Below are 21,411 nucleotides of genomic sequence, written 5' to 3' on the forward strand. Positions count from 1 at the left end.
TTTATATAATACAAGGTAAACGGACAATTAACCAGCTTAACTGATTCACTGGTTTACGATAACTATTTGGTAGGATTAAAGAAGCTTATATTAGAAACAATTGACTATTTTCAATTGGTGGTTTTACTTTTCATCTTCAAGCTTTATAATGAAAAGTATTGTAAGTGTTATTTACGGCAAGGGGTTTTTATTATGAATGGAAAATATGCACTCATTACGGGTGCTAGTGGAGGAATTGGTCAAGCAATTGCATTACGTTTGGCTGCAGAGGGCTGGAATCTATATCTCCATTATAACCGTAATCTTAGCGGAATTAATTCGCTTTTAGATCAGTTAAAACCATTTCAAATACAGGTGAAAGTAATTCAGGCTGATCTAAGTAAAGATGGCGGACATCAAGTTATAATTGACGAAATTAATCAAATTGATACGATAATACTAAATAGCGGTGACAGTCATTTTGGTTTAATAACAGATATAACCGATGACCGAGCCAAACAGATGGTTTCATTACATATTACATCTCCCTTTTTATTGACTAAAGGACTAGTTCCTAAGTTAATACAAAAAAAAGATGGCAGTATCATTGCCATTACTTCTATTTGGGGAGAAGTGGGTGCTTCCTGTGAAGTTCTTTATTCAATGGTAAAAGGTGGACAGAATTCTTTTATCAAGGCACTTGCGAAGGAGCTTGCACCTTCCGGAATCCGTGTAAATGCTATATCACCCGGTGCAATTTCCACACCTATGCTCAATCGATTCGATTCTGAAGAGCTTAGAGAATTGGAAGAAGAAATCCCAATGGGGCGGCTGGGGCATCCGAAGGATATCTCTGGAGTTGTTTCCTTTGTCCTCTCAGAAGACTCCAGTTATATAACAGGGCAGATTATCAGTGTGAATGGCGGATGGAATACATAAGTATTTAATGCTACACTATGTATTTTGCTTTCCACTCGTCAGTAAATCAGATATGATAGGATATAGGGAAAATATTGAAGGAATTTGTCAAATATTTCTCTTAGGGGGAACGGTATGGACAAGAAGGAATGGTATTTTGAATATGAAATTAAAATTAACCGTCCCGGTTTGTTAGGGGATATTTCTTCTTTGCTAGGAATGCTCTCCATAAATATCGTAACCATCAATGGTGTGGATGAGGGGAGAAGAGGTATGCTTCTCTTGGCGAAGGATAATCGTCAAATTGAACGCCTGGAATCAATTCTGCAAACAATGGATACGATAAAAGTAACTAAACTTAGAGAGCCGAAATTAAGAGATCGGTTAGCAGTCAGACATGGTCGTTATATACAAAGAGATGCAGATGATCGAAAAACATTCCGATTTGTAAGAGAAGATCTTGGGCTTCTAGTTGATTTTATGGCCGAGCTTTTTAAACAGGAAGGCCATAAACTAATTGGAATCAGGGGTATGCCCCGGGTTGGTAAAACTGAATCGATTGTTGCTGCAAGTGTTTGTGCGAATAAGCGGTGGTTATTTGTATCTTCCACCTTATTAAAACAAACCGTTCGAAATCAATTAATTGAAGATGAATACAATGAAGATAACTTATTTATTCTGGATGGGATTGTTTCAACTCGCAGAGCCAATGAAAGGCATTGGCAGCTTGTGCGTGAGATCATGAGACTTGATTCAATTAAAGTTGTTGAACATCCTGATGTGTTTGTACAAAATTCAGAGTATACAATGAACGATTTTGATTATATTATTGAACTACGTAATGACCCGAACGAAGAGATCACATATGAAGCAGTAGACCAACAGTCCTCTTTATTTGGAGGATCCGAATTTGGATCGTTTGATTTTTAGTGATTAGAAGGTGTTTATATGACGGAATTAGGTAAAGTATTAAAGGAAGCCAGAGAGTCTAAAGGATTAACCCTGGATGACCTTCAACAGATAACCAAAATACAAAAGCGTTATCTTGTTGGTATAGAAGAAGGCAATTATGAAATGATGCCGGGCAAATTCTATGTCAGAGCGTTTATTAAACAATATGCTGAAGCAGTTGGATTAGATCCTGAACAGCTTTTTGCGGAGCATCAAACGGATATTCCTGCGGCAGTTCAGCAGGAGGAGATTCCTCAAAAATTATCTAGAGTGCAATCGAAAAAAACATTGCCAGTACAGCATTCAAAGTGGATGGAAGTACTTCCTAAAATTTTGATAGCTGTGTTCCTTGTTGCAGTAGTGGCTATTATTTATTACTTTGTAGCAAAAGCCATTGGTAATAATGATGACACAGGGACAGTTAATCAAAACGGTGACCCTGTAAGACTTGAGCAGGGTGAATCCACAAACCAAGAAGAAAACACCAATGAGAAAGAAGAAACGGAAACAGAAGAAGAAAGTAATCCAGAGAATGCTGAGGAAGAATCTAAAGAGCCGGAAGAAGCAGGTTCTGCTGAGCTGAAAGTGACCTCCGCGAATGGAAAAAATACAACATATGAATTAAGTAATACAGATGAATTTAAGGTATCAGTAAAATCTACCGGCGAGACATGGGTATCTGTTAAAAACTCCAAGGGAGAAAATCTCTTCAATGGGGTGATTCAAAATGGAGAAAGCCAGGATTTTGATCTTTCAGATGATAATCAAATAGTCATGAATATAGGGAAAACTCCAGACACTGAAATTTTTGTTAATGATGAAAAACTAGAGTATGAAAGTGAACTGATTGTCCAAAACATAACGATCGATTACACGAAGGAGTAAGATTGGAAGGTCATCAATGGATGGCCTTCTCTCGTCTATCCTTTTATAAATAAAATTTAAAAGTAAAGTGAGGAACATCAAGTGAATTTACCGAACAAGATAACAATTTCCAGAATTTGCATGATCCCTGTGTTTATGATTATCATGCTTCCTTCCATTGATTGGGGAACGTGGGTGATTAACGATGTGGAGTTGCCTATCTCTCATTTTGTTGGAGCTATCATTTTTATCATTGCTTCCACTACTGATTGGATTGATGGATATTATGCTAGAAAACATAATCTGGTCACAACCCTTGGAAAGTTTCTTGATCCGTTGGCAGATAAACTTCTTGTATCTGCAGCATTAATTATACTTGTAGGATACGAGTTGGCGCCTGCTTGGATTGTTATTTTAATTATCAGCCGTGAATTTGCGGTAACAGGTCTTCGCCTGGTTCTAGCCGGTGAAGGTGAAGTGGTTGCAGCGAATCAATTGGGTAAAATTAAAACATGGACTCAAATCATAGCTATAGCTGCATTACTATTGCATAATCTACCATTTGCTTGGATTAATTTCCCGTTTGCTGATATAGCTCTTTACGTAGCCTTATTCTTTACTCTATGGTCTGGCTGGGATTACTTTGCTAAGAATAAACATGCGTTTTTAAATTCTAAATAAGGGTATCATTCTAAATATAACTTGTTAAATGGCGGGTGACAGAATGAATGCAGAATTAATAGCGGTAGGCTCTGAGTTATTACTTGGACAGATTGCAAATACCAATGCTCAGTTTATATCAAAAAGCCTGGCAGAGATAGGTATTAACGTATATTACCATACAGTAGTTGGGGATAATCCTGTACGATTAAAAAAGGCTATTGAAATTGCAGAATCCCGAGCAAATCTCATAATATACACTGGTGGGTTGGGACCAACAAAGGATGATATAACAAAAGAAGTTGTAGCTGCCCATATAGGTAAAACATTAATAACAGACCAAAAAGCTATGGAAAATATTGAAGAATATTTCAAGAAAATAAAACGGGTGATGACAGAAAACAACCGGAAGCAAGCATTGGTTATTGGAGGATCGGAAGTATTCCCTAATCAAAATGGAATGGCTCCCGGAATGGTTGTGTCTCATGGGGATTTTCTTCACATTTTATTACCAGGTCCTCCAAGTGAAATGCAGCCAATGCATCAAAATTTTGCAGTTCCTTATCTTTTGAGATTAATGGACAGGGTGGAGCGTATAGATTCCCGAGTCCTCCGTTTCTTTGGTATTGGGGAATCACAGCTTGAAACAGAAATAGAAGATTTACTGGATCAGCAAAGTAATCCGACAATAGCGCCTCTTGCCTCAGATGGAGAGGTAACTCTTCGGATTACAGCTAAACATGAATCTATTGAAGAAGCTGACAAACTATTAAAAGAGACAGAAGAAAAAATTCTTTCGCGTGTGGGAGAATATTTTTACGGATATGATGATGCGACTATTATGACTGAACTTATCAATCTTTTAAAAGAAAATGAGCTTACAATATCGGCAGCAGAAAGCTTAACCGGCGGAATGTTTCAGGAAAAAATGACGGATATACAGGGAGCCGGTTTAATCCTTAAGGGCGGTATTGTTGTTTATACCAATGAAGCAAAGGAAAAGCTTTTGAAGGTCGAACAATCAACCATCGACCAATATGGAGTTGTCAGTGAGCAATGTGCTATGGAAATGGCTGATAATATTAAAGCCATGCTCCAATCTGATATTGGGATTAGTTTTACTGGAGTAGCTGGACCAGATGAATTGGAAGGTCATCCGGTAGGGACTGTTTATATCGGTATAGCCATTTCCGGTCAGAAAACGTACGCAAAGAGATTGGACTTAGGCGGTATGCGTGAGGTTAATCGGGTAAGAAGCATGAAGTATGGCTGTCATTTTCTTATCCGAAAGTTGAGAGAGTTATATGCATAATAGAAAACCCCAACTTATATGGTTGGGGATTTCTATTGTTTATAAAATTGAGATAATTTTAGTTTTACTTTAATTACTGCTAAAAGCATTCTGTTTGCTAGAGAGTTTCTTTAAATTTATTAGCAAAATTACCATTAAAACAATACGAATAAATGTTCGCTTTTTTACTTGTTAAATGGGGACAGATGAGGTATAGTATAAATAAGTTCTAAATTATACATGTAATGTTTTTATATAGATATGGGGAGGAAATAAACTGTGAGTGAACGTCAAGCTGCGCTCGATATGGCGCTAAAACAAATTGAAAAGCAATTTGGTAAAGGTTCAGTAATGAAGCTGGGGGAAAGAGCAGACAGAAAGGTTTCTACCATTCCAAGTGGTTCGCTTGCTCTTGATTCAGCCCTCGGTGTGGGTGGATATCCAAGAGGTAGAATAATTGAGATTTATGGACCGGAGAGTTCCGGTAAAACGACAGTAGCTTTACATGCAATTGCTGAAGTACAGGCACAGGGTGGACAAGCAGCATTTATTGATGCAGAACATGCTTTAGATCCGGCATATGCACAAAAGCTTGGCGTAAATATAGATGAATTATTACTTTCCCAACCAGATACAGGTGAACAGGCATTGGAAATTGCTGAGGCGCTTGTACGAAGTGGTGCAATTGATATTATCGTTGTTGACTCAGTGGCTGCTTTAGTACCAAAAGCTGAGATTGAAGGTGAAATGGGAGATTCTCATATGGGTCTACAAGCCCGTTTAATGTCTCAGGCTCTTCGTAAACTTTCTGGATCCATTAATAAATCTAACACCATAGCAATCTTTATCAACCAAATCCGTGAGAAGATTGGTGTTATGTTTGGTAACCCAGAAACAACTCCAGGTGGTCGTGCTCTTAAGTTCTATTCTACGGTTCGCCTTGAAGTAAGACGTGCAGAACAACTGAAACAGGGAAATGATATTGTAGGGAACAGGACTAAAGTAAAGGTTGTTAAAAATAAAGTGGCTCCACCTTTCAAAGTGGCAGAACTTGATATTATGTATGGTGAGGGTATTTCCAAAGAAGGAGAAATCATCGACATTGGTTCTGAATTGGATATTATTGAAAAGAGTGGGTCTTGGTACTCATATAATGGAGATCGCTTAGGACAGGGAAGAGAGAATGCGAAGCTCTTCTTAAAAGAAAATCCAGATGTTCGGGATGAAATTTCCATTAAAATCCGCTCAGCCTATGGATTAAACGGTGAAGCGAAAGTGGTTGAAGCAGCAGAGGAAATGGATAAATTTGATTTACCTGAATAAGTAGTTTGTAATGGGCAAACCTGATTATGGGTTTGCTCTTTCTATAGGTGGGCCTCAGGGTGTGTTTTATTATAAATTTAGCTGTTTCTGAAGAGAATCATGAAAGAAATAATATTTAGGTAGTATAGTGACTGGCAGAGTATGATCAATCAGTAAGTGTTGTTTGAGAAAAATCTATAACTTTATTAGAAAAGATGCGAAAAACAAATAATTTCTTCGGCTTTTGTACTTTTACTCAACTTAATGGGAAGCGGCTGTCTTAAAGTGGAGAGTATTATTAGAAACTATGACCTAGGTGGATAGGGTCACGAAAATTGTATATCTGTCTGTATTTTCTAAAAACGATTAAAAGAGCGTCAGGACTTGCTCTTGACAACAAATTTTCATAACTTTACAATAGAAATGTATTAATATCTTTTTTTATGACATGCCTAAAAGCGATTGTGCTGTATATTTTTAGATGATGTACATGCCAGAATTGAAAACAATGTAGTAAAAGAGATTAAAAAAGTTAATAGCAAGAGGAGGTGTAATGATGGATCCAATCGCTATCATCTCCATTTTGCTTGGCCTAATTGTTGGTGCAGTTGTTGGCTATTTGTTAAGAAGATCTATAGCTGAATCTAAAATATCCGGCGCAACGAACGCAGCTGAAAAAATTATTGAGGACGCAAAGCGTGAAGCGGACGCCTTGAAAAAGGAATCCCTTCTTGAAGCAAAGGATGAGATTCATAAGCTTCGGACTGATGCTGAAAAGGAAGTTCGTGATCGACGAACTGAATTACAGAGACAGGAAAATCGAATTCTACAAAAAGAAGAGAATCTGGACCGTAAAGCAGACTCTCAAGATAAACGTGAGGCTTTATTGGAGAAGAAAGAAGATTCTCTGAACCAAAGACAACAGCATATTGAACAGATGGAAAGCAAAGTGGACGAGATAATTCAAGCTCAAAGTTCTGAACTTGAACGTATTTCTAGCCTGACTAGAGAAGAAGCAAAAGCCATTATCCTTGATCGTGTTGAGAAAGAGCTATCACATGATATTGCAATCATGATGAAAGAGAGCGATAACCGAGCGAAGGAAGAAGCAGACAAAAAGGCACGTGAAATCTTGTCACTTGCGATTCAACGTTGTGCAGCAGATCATGTGGCCGAAACGACCGTTTCTGTTGTTAATCTTCCAAATGATGAAATGAAAGGTCGAATTATCGGTCGAGAAGGACGTAATATTCGAACACTTGAAACGTTGACGGGAATCGATTTAATTATTGATGATACACCTGAAGCTGTCATTTTATCTGGATTTGATCCAATTAGACGTGAAACTGCAAGACTTGCCCTTGAAAAGCTTGTTCAGGATGGGCGTATCCATCCGGCTCGTATTGAAGAAATGGTTGATAAAGCAAGAAGGGAAGTCGATGAGCATATCCGTGAAATCGGTGAGCAAACAACATTTGAAGTTGGGGTTCATGGCTTACACCCAGATTTAATAAAAATTCTTGGCCGCTTAAGATACCGTACAAGCTATGGTCAGAATGTGCTTAAACATTCGATGGAAGTAGCTTATTTATCCGGCTTGATGGCAGCAGAACTTGGTCAAGATATTACATTGGCAAAGCGCGCTGGACTATTGCATGATATCGGTAAAGCGATTGACCATGAAGTAGAAGGAAGCCATGTGGAAATAGGAGTGGAACTTGCTACGAAGTACAAGGAACATCCTGTTGTCATTAATAGTATTGCTTCTCACCATGGAGACGCCGAACCAAAATCTATAATTGCCATTCTGGTAGCAGCTGCTGATGCATTATCTGCAGCTAGACCTGGAGCTAGAAGTGAAACGCTTGAAAACTATATTCGTCGCCTTGAAAAACTTGAGGATATTTCTGAATCCTATGAAGGTGTTGAAAAATCATTTGCAATCCAGGCAGGACGAGAAGTTCGTATTATTGTTAAGCCTGAAAGTATTGATGATTTAGAGGCACACCGATTAGCCAGAGATATTAGAAAACGTATTGAAGATGAACTGGACTATCCGGGACATATTAAAGTGACGGTTATTCGTGAGACCAGAGCAGTTGAATATGCAAAATAAAGCGGTGTTCCTCACCGCTTTATTTTTTTGGAGATCGAAACTTTTTTAAACAAAAAAGTTAAACTATACCAAAGATAATCTTGGCCTAGTTTCAAAGAAAGGAAAGCGAAAATGAGGTTATTATTTATAGGGGATATTGTTGGATCACCTGGAAGAGCAATGGTGAAAGAATATTTAGGGAAGTTAAAGGAAAAATATAGACCGCAGTTTGTCATCATTAATGGAGAAAATGCTGCAGCTGGAAGAGGGATTACCCAAAAAATTTATAAAGAATTACTTGAGTACGGAGCTAATATCATTACACTTGGTAATCATTCCTGGGACAATCGTGATATTTTTGAATTTATAGGAGAAGCAAAATATCTGGTGCGCCCTGGGAATTTTCCGGAGGGAACACCGGGCACGGGACTTTCCTTTGTTAAGATGAATCAGTTTGAATTGGCTGTTATTAACCTGCAGGGCAGAACCTTTATGCCTGCGCTTGATGATCCATTTTTATGTGCAGATAAATTGGTAGAAGAGGCCAGTAAGCGAACGCCATTTATATTTGTTGACATGCATGCTGAAGCAACCAGTGAAAAACAGGCAATGGGATGGTATCTGGATGGACGAGTGTCAGCGGTAGTTGGGACCCATACACATGTCCAAACAGCTGATAACCGAATTCTGCCTAAAGGAACTGCTTACATGTCTGACGTAGGAATGACAGGGCCTTATGATGGTATTCTAGGAATGGAACGCGATGCTGTCATCAAGAAATTCTTAACAAGCCTGCCTGTGAGATTTGAAGTACCAAAAGAGGGAAGAGCTGTACTTAGTGGTTTAATTATTGATTTAGATCCTAAAACGGGCAAAGCGAAAAAAACTGAGAGAATTTTAATTAATGAAGATCATCCATTCTTTTATTAAAAACGATTGCGAGGAGCCAACCTATAGGGGTTGGCTTTTTTGTATGGTATATCTTTTGTTCATTATGAATATAGTTAACAGAAAAAACATACTCACTAGGGGACATGTCTTGGAATAAGATGAGGAGGACCAGAAATGGAAATATTAAAGGTTTCAGCAAAATCTAATCCCAACTCTGTGGCTGGAGCGCTGGCTGGAGTACTTAGAGAAAGAGGAGCAGCAGAAATCCAAGCAATAGGTGCAGGTGCATTAAACCAAGCAGTAAAAGCCGTAGCGATTGCAAGAGGATTCGTCGCACCCAGCGGGATGGATCTTATATGCATTCCTGCTTTTACAGATATCTTAATTGATGGTGAGGAACGTACCGCCATAAAACTAATTATAGAACCACGGTGAAATGAAACTGCAGTAAAACTGGAGCTGACTCTGATAAGGGATCGGTAGGCGTATTCTCCGACCGGGAGGATGCTCCTTTTTGTTAACCGAAGCTAACATAACATGGGGGATTAGCTTAAATGAGAATATTTGATGCACATTGTGATGTGTTAATGAAGCTGTTTCTTAATCCAAAATTGGACTTTTATCATAGCAGGGAGCTAGAGGTAACAAATCTTGGTTTGAAAGCAGCTAATATACAAGTACAAGTTTTCGCTATTTATATACCGGAAAATGTACATCCTTCTATCCGCTTTGATGCAGCTCTTGCCATGGTGGATATTTTTTATGACCAAATAATTGGCACAGGGAAGTTAAAATTCATTCGAAAGTATAAGGATATTGGCAGGCTTAAAGAGGGAGAGACAGGTGCGATTCTCATGTTGGAGGGTTGTGACTGTATTGGCGACGACATGTTGAAGTTGAAGCTATTACTGAGGCTTGGTGTTACAGTGGTAGGGTTGACATGGAACTGGGCTAATCTGGTCGCTGATGGTGCATTGGAAAAACGCGCTGCCGGTCTAACCGCCTTTGGGAAAAAGGTAGTTGAATTGTTGAATGTTACGAACAACTGGTGTGATGTATCTCATTTATCGGAGAGAGCATTTTGGGATTGCATGGAAATACATAGCAGACCAATTGCTTCTCACTCAAATTGCCGATCGCTAGTTGATCATCCAAGAAATTTGAGTGATGAACAAATTAAAGCATTAATTCAAAAAAAATCGGTTATGGGACTTACATTTGTCCCTGAATTTTTAACAGGTACCAATCAGGCAAACTTGACTGATGTATTGAGGCATCTGGAACATGTTTGTTCACTTGGAGGTGCCCGTCATGTAGGATTTGGATCTGACTTTGATGGGACGACAACAAGCGTACATTCTCTCAGCAGAGTGGAACAATATAGTAATCTGGTTAACGAGCTGCTGAAGTATTATAAGGAAGAGGATGTCCGTCACTTCTTATTTGATAATTTTGCATCAAGATATGGCCAATAGGGGTTGAATTGAATACGCTATTTCTTTATTTATGGTTTTTTTAGAAACTTAAGCTTAATATTGTAGACATAATGGTATATTCTAGTAAATAATAAAATTATTGTTAATAGTTTTATAGCTGACATGAAAAACCAATATTTCATATAAGGGAATCGAAGGGGTGTAAAGGAAATGAATAAACAACTTTCATGGAAAGTTGGAGGGCAGCAAGGTGAAGGCATAGAAAGTACTGGAGAAATTTTTTCTATTGCATTAAATCGTCTGGGATATTACTTGTATGGGTATCGCCATTTTTCTTCCCGTATTAAAGGGGGCCATACAAATAATAAAATTCGAGTAAGCACAACACAGGTTCGATCAATAGCCGACGATTTGGATGTGTTAGTGGCATTTGACCAAGAAACCATTGATGTGAATTATAAAGAATTACATAAAGACGGTATTATTTTGGCCGACACCAAGTTTGATCCCAAAGCTCCTTTAGATACCGAAGCAGTACTCTATTCCGTCCCATTTACAGAAATAGCCTCTCAGCTTGGGACATCTTTGATGAAGAACATGGTAGCTATCGGCGCTTCTAGTGCTGTGCTTGGTTTAAATATTCAGGTATTTTCAGAAGTGGTTGAGGAAATATTTGGAAGAAAAGGAGCCGCTGTCGTTGAAAAGAATTTAGAAGCGATTCAAGCTGGCTATGACTTTTTAATGGAACAAATGGGTAACAAGGCTGGAGTGTTGCAGCTAGTAGAAGCTGATGGAAAAAAACGTTTATTCATGATTGGTAATGATGCGATTGCCATGGGTGCTCTGGCTGGTGGAACTCGCTTTATGGCTGCCTATCCGATTACGCCTGCCTCTGAGATAATGGAGTATTTAATTAAGCAACTGCCAAAGTTTGGAGGAGCCGTCATACAGACAGAAGATGAGATTGCTGCTTGTACGATGGCAATTGGCGCAAATTATGCAGGTGTACGCAGTTTAACAGCTTCAGCTGGTCCAGGTTTATCGCTAATGATGGAGGCAATTGGATTGTCGGGTATTACAGAAACTCCGCTTGTAATTGTCGACACACAACGTGGAGGCCCTTCGACAGGTATGCCTACAAAACAGGAACAATCCGATTTGATGGCAATGATTTATGGAACTCATGGTGAAATTCCAAAAATCGTTCTTGCACCAAGTACAGTGGAGGAAGCATTCTACGATACAGTAGAAGCTTTTAATTTAGCTGAAGAATATCAGGTTCCGGTGATTATCCTTTCCGATTTACAATTATCATTGGGTAAACAAACCGTTGAGCCTTTAGATTTTAGCAGGGTTGAGATTAGGAGAGGTAAATTAATTTCTGAGGAGTTACCTGAGCCTACTGATAAAAGTTATTTTAAGAGATATGCTGTAACGGAAGACGGGATATCACCAAGACCTCTTCCAGGAATGAAAAATGGAATCCATCATGTTACAGGCGTTGAACATGATGAGACGGGAAAACCCTCAGAGGTTGCTTCCAATCGTGTAGCTCAAATGGATAAACGAATGCGCAAAATCGAGTCTGTAAGATTTAAAGATCCAATCCATATAAATGCTGTCCATGAGAATCCAGACTTGCTATTGGTCGGATTTATTTCTACTAGAGGTGTCATTGAAGAGACGATGAAAAACCTGGCTGATGACGGGATTAAAGTCAACCATGTACATGTAAGGCTTCTTCATCCATTCCCTGCCCATGAGTTACTGCCCTATGTTCAGGATGCGAAAAAGGTAGTTGTTATCGAGAATAATGCAACAGGACAACTTGCCAACATTCTGAAAATGAATATTGGCCATGCCGAGAAGATTACGAAGCTTTTAAAATATGACGGCAATCCATTTTTGCCGTACGAAGTGTATACAAAATGCAGGGAGTTGGTTTAAATGGCTACATTTAAAGACTTTAGAAATAATGTAAAACCAAACTGGTGTCCCGGCTGTGGTGACTTCTCTGTTCAGGCCGCTATCCAGAGGGCAGCAGCTAATGTAGGTCTGGAACCGGATCAACTTGCTGTGATTTCCGGAATAGGCTGTTCAGGCCGTATTTCCGGTTATATCCAATCCTATGGGTTTCACAGTATACATGGCCGTTCTTTACCAATCGCACAGGGTGTCAAAATGGCGAATCGTGATTTAACCGTCCTTGCCTCAGGTGGAGATGGTGATGGATTTGCAATTGGCATGGGTCATACAGTACATGCGATTAGGAGAAATATTGATATCACCTATATTGTTATGGACAATCAAATATACGGTTTAACGAAGGGTCAGACATCACCGCGCTCTGCAGCCGGCTTTAAGACGAAATCTACGCCTGGAGGTTCGATTGAACAGGCGATATCTCCAATGGAAATGGCCTTGTCAGTTGGTGCGACTTTTGTGGCGCAAAGCTTTTCCAGCGACTTAAAAGATTTGACAGCATTGATTGAAGCAGGTATTCGTCATAAAGGTTTTTCTTTAATTAATGTTTTCAGTCCATGCGTGACCTATAATAAAGTGAATACGTATGATTGGTTCAAGGGTAATTTAACAAAGCTTTCAACAATTGAAGGTTACGATCCATCCAATAAAGAAGCAGCGATGCAGACGTTAATGGAGCATAAAGGCTTAGTTACCGGCTTAATTTATCAAAATACTGCTCAGCCTTCCTATCAGGAATTAATTCAGGGGTATGCTGAAAAACCTTTATCTTCTGCTGATTTGAAATTGACTCAGGAACATTTTGATAAATTGACAGCAGAATTTATGTAATTGAATAAACACCGGCCGAGTAATCGGTCGGTATTATTTTTATGTAATGTGAGGTAAGTATTCATGGAGAAATCTCTTGAAGAATGAACCCCTTGATATATCAGGGGTTTTTATTATGATTAGCAGATACCTTTGATAACGACTTATACATGGGGATTCATTCTTAGATGACAATGTAGGTTGTCTTAGTCCGGACAAAATATTCACTTTAGTATACTTTTTTAAAAAAATATTCTTCTTATAATCAACTGTCCGCCATACGAGGAATAGCCTATTTACATAATTAAGTTAAAAATTTAAAATTTTGGTATAAACCAGGTTTTTTTAGACAGGAGTGTGTATACGGTGGATGGAAAAATGAAAGCGGTTGTAAAACATAAAAGAGGTTATGGAGCAGAACTCCAATTGATTGATATTCCTTCTATCAAAGAGGATGAAGTGTTGATTAAAGTAAAGGCGACGTCCATATGCGGGACGGATGTCCATATTTATACTTGGGATGAATGGTCTCAACATAGGGTTAATCCTCCTTATGCATTTGGGCATGAATTCTCAGGAGAGATTGTTGAAGTGGGAAATAAAGTACAGGATTTCCAGATAGGTGATTATGTTTCCGCTGAGACACATTTAGTTTGTGGAATCTGCCCTCAATGTATGACGGGACAATATCATATATGTAAAAACACAAAGATAATTGGGGTTGATACACAGGGGTGTTTTGCTGAATATGTAGCTTTACCGGCATCTAATCTTTGGAAAAATCCTGTAGATATGCCTATAGATGTAGCTTCTATACAGGAGCCTATGGGGAATGCGGTCCACACCGTATTGTCAGGTGAAGTAGTCGGGAAAACGGTCGCTATTATCGGTTGCGGTCCAATTGGTATTATGGCAGTGGGAGTGGCAAAAGCAGCTGGGGCTTCACAGGTCATTGCGTTAGATCTTAATGATTACCGTTTAGAGCTAGCGGGTAAATTGGGCGCTACTGTGATGATTAATTCATCGAAGACAGATCCTGTTCAGGCAGTTTATGATTTAACGGGTGGAAATGGGGTTGATATTGTTTGTGAAATGAGTGGTCATCCTATAGCCATCGATCAAGGATTTAAAATGATTACGAATGGAGGCAGGTTTTCTATTTTAAGCTTACCCTCTAAGCCTGTGCCTCTCAATATTACTGATGATATCGTTTTTAAGGGGATAACCGTTCAAGGAATTACAGGGAGACAAATGTTTAAAACGTGGCAGCAGGTTTCCCGATTGCTGGAATCAGGGCAGGTTGATGTTAAACCATTAATCACCCATCACTTCCCTTTAGAAGAGTATGAAAAAGGCTTTGACCTTATGATCAAAGGTGAGTGTGGAAAAGTGATATTACTGCCGTAAAAGGGTGCTGAATGAGGAAGAGTAATAAATTTATTCAATACTATTGATATAATGCAAAAATATAGGGAATAGAAGGAATATAAGGTAAACAATTGGATGAGGAGGAAGCGATTTGAAGGGGTTTGAATACTTGCAAACAGAATTAGACGAAATGAAAGGAACAGGTTTGTTCCATCCATTAATTCCTCTGGAATCAGAACAAGGTACAAAAGTTAAGATTAATGGGGAAAATTTGATTCAATTATCATCTAACAACTATCTTGGATTGACTTCACATCCTCGTTTAAAGGATGCAGCGCTTGATGCCATTGAAGAATATGGAGTGGGAACAGGTTCGGTACGTACAATTGCCGGTACCATGGATATGCATATAGAGTTAGAAGAGAAGTTGGCGAAATTTAAACATACGGAAGCGGCTTTAGTATTTCAATCTGGATTTACAACGAATCAAGGAGTTCTATCCGCGATTCTTACACAGGAAGATGTGGTTATATCGGATGAATTAAACCATGCTTCCATAATCGATGGAATAAGACTAACAAAAGCTACACGCCGTGTTTATAAGCATGTCGATATGAACAGCTTGGAGGATGTCCTGAAAGAGACTCAATCCTATCGTAAACGCTTAGTTGTAACAGATGGTGTCTTTTCCATGGATGGCAATATCGCACCGCTACCCGAGATTGTGGAGTTAGCAGAAAAATATGATGCACTTATTATGGTCGATGATGCGCATGCCTCAGGAGTACTTGGCCAAAATGGGCGTGGAACCGTCAATCACTTCGGTTTGGATGGACGTGTTCATATTCAGGTAGGTACGTTAAGCAAGGCTATAGGGGTTCTTGGAGGATATGTGGCAAGCAGCCGTACATTGGTTGATTATTTAATTCATAAAGGCAGACCTTTCTTATTTAGTACATCACACCCGCCTGCAGTGACAATGGCTAATATAGAAGCAATTGATGTATTATTGGAAGAACCGGAATTAATTGAGCGTTTGTGGGAGAATACAAAGTTTTTCAAAGAAGGACTAGAATTTATGGGCTTTAATACCGGAAAAAGCGAAACACCGATCACTCCCATTATCGTTGGGGATGAGGCTTTGACAAATAAGCTGTCTAATAAATTAATGGAATATGGTGTATTTGCTCAGGGGATTGCATTCCCAACTGTTGCAAAGGGTCATGCACGTGTCAGGACCATTGTAACAGCAGAACATTCCAAAGAGGAGCTGGCTAAAGCATTAAATGCATTTGAAAAGGCTGGTAAAGAGCTGGGGATTATTAAATAAACTGTATGAATGGTCTTTCGAAAATAGTTATTTAAAATAATAGGCTACTTAGAGGGAACTTCAGATATCTCTAATTAACAAGTTAATAGTAATACAGAAAAGCATTAATTCATGAAGAACGTGAATTAATGCTTTTTTTAGTTAGTTAGTCTGTCGCTTGTTCCATTCTTCTCTCAGTAAACCATATACATGTACATCATGGAATGACCCAAATCTGAAGATTTCATTTCGTAATGTACCCTCCTTACTAAAATAGCATTTTTCGTAAGAGCGGATAGCATTGGTATTAAAACTGAACACCTGAAGTTTGATTTTATGGATATGGATGTAATTAAAAACAAAAGAAATTAATGTATTCATAGCATCTGTGCCAAAGCCTTTATTGTGCCACTCGTTGCCAATGGATATCCCAACAAAACACGTGCTATTCTTCCAGTTAATTGCGAATACACCACATGATCCAATAAGTTCATTTGATTCTTTCTCAAAAATACCAAACATAAACTCTTCTTTTTTCCCACTAATCGTTTTGAAAAAATTTGTGTGATCTTCAGCTGTTAATGGAAATGGAATATCATCATTTGCAAGTAATAGTGTACTATTTTCATTTTCAATTTCAGCAAAGCGCTCAAAATGATGTGGTTCCATTTGTTTCAATAAAACTGTTTTACCTGATAAATAGTTATCAAAAAATTGTTTCATGTTTTTCTCCCTTTAATAAGGGGTGCAGTCGGAGATACACTCCCTCAGATTATTTGTTGGTTAACAAAACATCTACTGCCATATGCGCGGTCATATCCACAACTCCTTTTTATTAATAGTATAACTATATCCCAAAACCAAATATTTGAAAATTACAAATAGTATTTAAAAGGATTCTCGCTTGTTTAGGATGAGTAACCTTTAGGGTCGATATCTCTGAAAGTAGTTTTAATGAACAAAATGAAGAAAAAGCAGTGGGGGGAAACTTGTCATTGATTCACTAGGTAATCCTATTCAGGTGGCTTTATTCTTTTTTCTATGTAATTGTCCTATTGCGCTATCTGTTTTTTTGCTATTCTCCAACAGTCTTTAAGTGGTACAGAAAATTCATTAAGAATGATAGAACATAAAGGCTTGTTAGCTCATTGACATTGTACGTCTTATACATCCAACACGTTTGTATTGTTCTTTGTAAGGGAATGAATGAAGAAGAGAACAGAGCGGGTGTACATGAATTAGGTTAAAGGAGTACGGTTTATGAATGATAAAATAAATATAGGAAAAGAAGCTATGTCAGTGTTTAAATCTGTCGTATTGGCAATTGTTATTGTGACTTTAATGCGTCAGTTTGTTTTTACGCCAACTACAGTGAGGGGAGAATCTATGCTTCCCAGTCTCGAGGATGGAAATCGGGTTATCTTAAGTAAAATGACAACGATTAACCGTTTTGATGAGGTCGTATTTCATGCAACAGATTCATCTGATAGTTATGTAAAACGTGTAATTGGTCTTCCAGGAGATACTGTTGAGATGAAGAATGATGTTCTATATATCAATGGAAAAGCGGTTGATGAACCTTATCTGGTGGAATTTAAGAAGGATTTACAAGAGAGGGAACGTCTGACTGAAGATTTTACATTGAGGAATTTGACAGGTAAACAAAAAGTTCCAAAGGGACAAATGTTTGTTCTTGGAGATAATCGCTTGTACAGTAAAGATAGCAGGATATTTGGTTTTGTGCCGATGGATCGAATTATTGGTGAAGTGAAACTGCGCATTTGGCCAATAAGTGATATTGGTTTTGCGAAGTAACATGAATAGTGTTGGAGGATGTTTGTCTGCCTTATATCAAAGAATACATTGGTATAACGCAGACAAACATTTTTTTGGAGACATATGTGATTGATTTAGGGATTGTTTAGAAAGACAAATGCTCTTAAGTAATAGGAAGAACCAAAAAAAATTGTATATATGCCTGTACAGGTATTTTTATCTGCATGTTTATCCCAAAAAAGGCTATTTTACACTTCATATTGAGAAATTTGCCCAAAACCATTATACTAAATGAATGTGACAAAGATAGTTTTAAAAATGATTGCAATACAGTTTGTAATTGTTATTTTTGAGTTTAGTGCTTTTATAATTGTGTTTATGAGTGGTTTGGTCTATTTAATAATATATATAGATTTAATCAATAAGTGTGGATACATGGAAGGGGATTTATATGAACGAGCAGCAACGATTGGATACAACGACCGCTGTTAAAAATGACAAAAAGCAAGAGAAAGATTATAGCAAGTATTTTGAAACGGTTTACATGCCACCATCCTTAAAAGATGCTAAGAAACGCGGAAAAGAAGCGATTAATTATCATAAGGATTTTAATATTAATGAACAATTCCGTGGTATGGGTGAAGGACGCAAGTTTTATATCCGTACGTACGGTTGCCAAATGAATGAGCATGATACTGAAGTTATGTCCGGTATCTTTTTAGCTCTTGGATATGAACCAACTGACAGCGTGGAGGATGCCAATGTAATTTTATTGAATACATGTGCCATTCGAGAAAATGCTGAAAATAAAGTGTTCGGTGAACTTGGCCATTTAAAAGCATTGAGAAAAAATAAGCCTGATTTATTGCTTGGTGTATGTGGATGTATGTCACAGGAAGAATCTGTTGTGAATAAAATTTTACAAAAGCATGCCTTTGTAGATATGATATTTGGAACACATAATATCCATCGTTTACCGGAAATACTGATGGAAGCATATATGTCCAAAGAAATGGTTATTGAGGTTTGGTCCAAGGAAGGGGATATTATTGAGAACCTTCCAAAAGTAAGAAAAGGAAACATCAAGGCTTGGGTTAATATTATGTATGGCTGTGATAAGTTCTGTACGTACTGTATTGTTCCATTTACACGTGGAAAGGAACGGAGCCGCAGACCTGAAGATATCATTCAGGAGGTTCGTCAGCTGGCTGCTCAAGGATATCAGGAAATCACATTGCTTGGGCAAAATGTAAATGCATACGGTAAGGACTTTGAAGATATCGACTATCGTCTAGGCGATTTAATGGAAGAAATTCGTAAAATCGATATCCCGCGTGTGCGCTTCACGACAAGTCACCCTCGTGATTTTGATGATCATTTGATTGAAGTTCTGGCTAAGGGCGGAAACATGATGGATCATATCCATTTGCCTGTTCAATCCGGTAATAATGATGTCTTAAAAATCATGGCTCGTAAATACACTCGTGAACAATACTTGGAATTGGTTCGTAAAATCAAGGAAGCAATCCCTAACGTCACACTGACAACTGATATTATAGTTGGCTATCCGAATGAAACGGACGAACAGTTTGAAGAAACGATGTCTCTTTATCAAGAAGTTGGATATGACTTGGCTTATACATTTATTTATTCTCCGCGTGAAGGTACACCAGCCGCAAAAATGAAGGATAATGTTCCGATGGAAGTCAAAAAAGAGCGTCTTCAACGCTTGAATGCACTGGTAAACGAAACAGCCAACAAAAAGAATCAATTATATAAAGGCCAAATTCTCGATGTTTTAGTTGAAGGGGAAAGTAAAAATAATCCGGATGTACTGGCGGGTTATACAACTAAAAATAAATTGGTTAACTTTAGAGCTCCAAAATCTGTTATCGGTAAAATTGTAAAAGTAAAAATTACAAATGCTAAAACATGGTCACTTGATGGTGAGTATGTGGAAGAAACAAATGAGGTAGAGGTGGGAGTTTAAAAATGGGGAACTACACGAAAGAACAAATTATTGACAAAGCAAAAGACTTGGCTAAAATGATCTCAACGACTAATGAAGTTGATTTCTTTAAACGAGCGGAAGCACAAATCAATGAAAATAAAAATGTAGCTGAGTTAATGTCAGTAATCAAGGGGTTACAAAAGCAATCGGTCAACTTCCAACATTATGGAAAGACAGAAGCCTTTAAAAAGACAGAGGAAAAATTAGCGAAGGTAGAACGTGAATTGGATGAAATTCCGATTGTCCAGGAATTCAAACAATCGCAGATGGAAGTTAATGATCTTCTGCAGATGGTAGCTAATGTCATCTCAAATACAGTGACAGATGAAATCATTAAAGCAACTAATGGTGATTTGTTACGTGGGGAAACTGGCTCAAAAGTAAAAAATAATTCTCACAGCCATAGCTGCTAATTTTAGAAAGCCATACATTACTCCTTTATTAAAAAGGTGTGATGTGTGGCTTTTTTACTTATTTAATAATATGGATTCATTTACACATACTAAGCAAAAAGGAAGATGTAATTTGTCTTCCATTCAAAGGACAGTCAGGATGCTGAAAAAAATAATTATATATTTCATTAACGGTCTTTTACTGTTTAGTACCTTTATAGGCTTGCTTTTAGTATGGGTGAATTATGATATTAAAGCGGGAAGAGAAGCGGCGGAAGCAGGTAGCCAACCTCATACCTATCCAATTCGTAACAGTAATTTTGGATTGTACACGGATTGGAAAACTTTTTATCCTCAGTTTTCAAAAGATATTTTAGAGGCTAAGGAATATGTGTATATTCATTATTTTTCAATTGGTAGCGGTGAAGCAAGCGAAAAATTTTTCGATTTATTGAAGAAAAAGGCGAATCAAGGAGTCGAAGTTTATTATTCGGTAGACCGAGCAGGCTCTTTAAAGGGTAAGAATGATTGGTTTGATGAACTGAGAAAAGCAGGGGTGCATATAACCTATAGCAATGATCCTCATTTTCCTCATATTTGGTACTCCATCCAGCATAGAAATCATCGTCGAATAGCTGTGATAGATGGGAAAATCGGATACACAGGCGGACTTAATGTAGCACAAAAATATACAAAGAATACATGGCATGATTATCAGATCCGTATGACAGGTGAGGGTGTTCAGGACTTTGAACAACAATTTTGCGAGGATTGGAAGGTAAATACAGGTAACTCTCCACCTATACATAAGGTTGACTTGGAAAAAGGAGAAACCAATCATTATTTGAAGGTATATTCAAGTGGATTTGGCTTGGTTGAGGATTTTATTCAAGAATTCGATGCGGCAAAAAAACAAATTATAATTGCGACCCCCTATTTTATTCCAGATAATCGTGATTTTATGGATGCTTTAAAACGGGCAAGAAAACGTGATGTGGAGGTTATCATCATGTGGCCCAAACATTCAGATGGATTAATGTTAACCCAGGCTGCGTATCCTTTTGTCAGAGAAGCACTCGAAAACGGAATGAAGGTATACCAATATGATAAAGGAATTTTCCATGGGAAGGTTGTCCTAGTAGATTATGAAAGATTAATGACTGGAACAGTCAACATCGATTCACGTTCATTTAGGTTGAATGATGAAATGACTTTATTTATGAAATCATCACCATTTAGTCAAACGGTTCAAAAACAATTAGATGTAGATCTCGGGGATTCAAAGGAAATTAAATTAGATTATTTTGATAACCTTAAAATGAAAGATAAAATACTGATGAAAATTGCCAAATATGTACATTATTATCTATAATAG

19 protein-coding genes are annotated in these 21,411 nt (G+C 37.9%); 18 read left to right on the forward strand and 1 reads right to left on the reverse strand.

Annotated features, from left to right (window positions below; all coding sequences use genetic code 11):
• The first annotated feature begins 192 nt into the window (after positions 1-192).
• From ymfI to FHY47_RS02160, 14 genes are all read left to right on the forward strand, one after another.
• Positions 193-918, forward strand: coding sequence for an elongation factor P 5-aminopentanone reductase (ymfI, locus tag FHY47_RS02095; RefSeq protein WP_066100280.1), 726 nt, complete (start codon positions 193-195; stop codon positions 916-918).
• A 114-nt stretch (positions 919-1,032) separates the two neighbouring features.
• Positions 1,033-1,827, forward strand: coding sequence for a DUF3388 domain-containing protein (locus FHY47_RS02100; RefSeq protein ID WP_066100277.1), 795 nt, complete (start codon positions 1,033-1,035; stop codon positions 1,825-1,827).
• Between the two features lie 18 nt (positions 1,828-1,845).
• Positions 1,846-2,733 carry a helix-turn-helix domain-containing protein gene (locus tag FHY47_RS02105; RefSeq protein WP_140461289.1) on the forward strand — a complete coding sequence of 296 codons (888 nt, stop codon included), beginning with the start codon at positions 1,846-1,848 and terminating at the stop codon, positions 2,731-2,733.
• An 81-nt stretch (positions 2,734-2,814) separates the two neighbouring features.
• A complete protein-coding gene (gene pgsA / locus FHY47_RS02110) occupies positions 2,815-3,393 on the forward strand; it encodes a CDP-diacylglycerol--glycerol-3-phosphate 3-phosphatidyltransferase (RefSeq protein WP_066100270.1) in 579 nt (192 codons plus the stop codon).
• A gap of 43 nt (positions 3,394-3,436) precedes the next feature.
• A complete protein-coding gene (locus tag FHY47_RS02115; protein WP_148630234.1) occupies positions 3,437-4,684 on the forward strand; it encodes a competence/damage-inducible protein A in 1,248 nt (415 codons plus the stop codon).
• 258 nt (positions 4,685-4,942) lie between these two features.
• A complete protein-coding gene (gene recA, locus FHY47_RS02120) occupies positions 4,943-5,986 on the forward strand; it encodes a recombinase RecA (RefSeq protein WP_066100261.1) in 1,044 nt (347 codons plus the stop codon).
• A 535-nt stretch (positions 5,987-6,521) separates the two neighbouring features.
• Positions 6,522-8,081 carry a ribonuclease Y gene (gene rny / locus FHY47_RS02125; protein ID WP_066100258.1) on the forward strand — a complete coding sequence of 520 codons (1,560 nt, stop codon included), beginning with the start codon at positions 6,522-6,524 and terminating at the stop codon, positions 8,079-8,081.
• 111 nt (positions 8,082-8,192) lie between these two features.
• A complete protein-coding gene (locus FHY47_RS02130; protein WP_066100255.1) occupies positions 8,193-8,990 on the forward strand; it encodes a TIGR00282 family metallophosphoesterase in 798 nt (265 codons plus the stop codon).
• A gap of 135 nt (positions 8,991-9,125) precedes the next feature.
• Positions 9,126-9,386, forward strand: coding sequence for a stage V sporulation protein SpoVS (gene spoVS, locus FHY47_RS02135; protein ID WP_066100252.1), 261 nt, complete (start codon positions 9,126-9,128; stop codon positions 9,384-9,386).
• A gap of 119 nt (positions 9,387-9,505) precedes the next feature.
• The gene (locus FHY47_RS02140; RefSeq protein WP_066100249.1) at positions 9,506-10,426 is read left to right on the forward strand and encodes a dipeptidase; all 921 of its coding nucleotides are present in this window, start codon (positions 9,506-9,508) and stop codon (positions 10,424-10,426) included.
• A gap of 171 nt (positions 10,427-10,597) precedes the next feature.
• Positions 10,598-12,334, forward strand: coding sequence for a 2-oxoacid:acceptor oxidoreductase subunit alpha (locus FHY47_RS02145; protein WP_066100246.1), 1,737 nt, complete (start codon positions 10,598-10,600; stop codon positions 12,332-12,334).
• On the forward strand, positions 12,335-13,201 hold the full coding sequence (locus FHY47_RS02150) for a 2-oxoacid:ferredoxin oxidoreductase subunit beta (RefSeq protein ID WP_066100243.1): 867 nt from the start codon (positions 12,335-12,337) through the stop codon (positions 13,199-13,201).
• 345 nt (positions 13,202-13,546) lie between these two features.
• Positions 13,547-14,587, forward strand: coding sequence for an L-threonine 3-dehydrogenase (gene tdh, locus FHY47_RS02155; RefSeq protein WP_148629585.1), 1,041 nt, complete (start codon positions 13,547-13,549; stop codon positions 14,585-14,587).
• A gap of 112 nt (positions 14,588-14,699) precedes the next feature.
• Complete coding sequence (locus tag FHY47_RS02160) at positions 14,700-15,878, forward strand: glycine C-acetyltransferase (RefSeq protein ID WP_066100241.1); 1,179 nt, start codon at positions 14,700-14,702, stop codon at positions 15,876-15,878.
• A gap of 141 nt (positions 15,879-16,019) precedes the next feature.
• Here the strand turns inward: FHY47_RS02160 and FHY47_RS02165 are convergent, their stop codons facing one another.
• A complete protein-coding gene (locus FHY47_RS02165) occupies positions 16,020-16,580 on the reverse strand; it encodes a GNAT family N-acetyltransferase (protein WP_066100238.1) in 561 nt (186 codons plus the stop codon).
• A 537-nt stretch (positions 16,581-17,117) separates the two neighbouring features.
• Between FHY47_RS02165 and lepB the strand changes: the two genes are divergently transcribed.
• The 4 genes from lepB to FHY47_RS02185 all read left to right on the forward strand — a co-directional run bounded on the left by lepB (position 17,118) and on the right by FHY47_RS02185 (position 21,408).
• Entirely contained in the window at positions 17,118-17,672 is a 555-nt protein-coding gene (gene lepB, locus FHY47_RS02170) for a signal peptidase I (RefSeq protein ID WP_148629586.1), read from the forward strand.
• Between the two features lie 412 nt (positions 17,673-18,084).
• Positions 18,085-19,623 (forward strand): tRNA (N6-isopentenyl adenosine(37)-C2)-methylthiotransferase MiaB, encoded by a 1,539-nt coding sequence (gene miaB / locus FHY47_RS02175; RefSeq protein ID WP_139891208.1) that lies wholly within the window; start codon positions 18,085-18,087, stop codon positions 19,621-19,623.
• Between the two features lie 2 nt (positions 19,624-19,625).
• Positions 19,626-20,057, forward strand: coding sequence for a YlbF/YmcA family competence regulator (locus FHY47_RS02180; protein ID WP_066100229.1), 432 nt, complete (start codon positions 19,626-19,628; stop codon positions 20,055-20,057).
• A 139-nt stretch (positions 20,058-20,196) separates the two neighbouring features.
• Complete coding sequence (locus FHY47_RS02185; protein WP_187393412.1) at positions 20,197-21,408, forward strand: phospholipase D-like domain-containing protein; 1,212 nt, start codon at positions 20,197-20,199, stop codon at positions 21,406-21,408.
• The last annotated feature ends 3 nt before the right edge of the window (positions 21,409-21,411 follow it).

This window comes from Bacillus sp. E214 (assembly GCF_008087365.1).
In the GTDB taxonomy this organism is placed as follows: domain Bacteria; phylum Bacillota; class Bacilli; order Bacillales; family Pradoshiaceae; genus Pradoshia.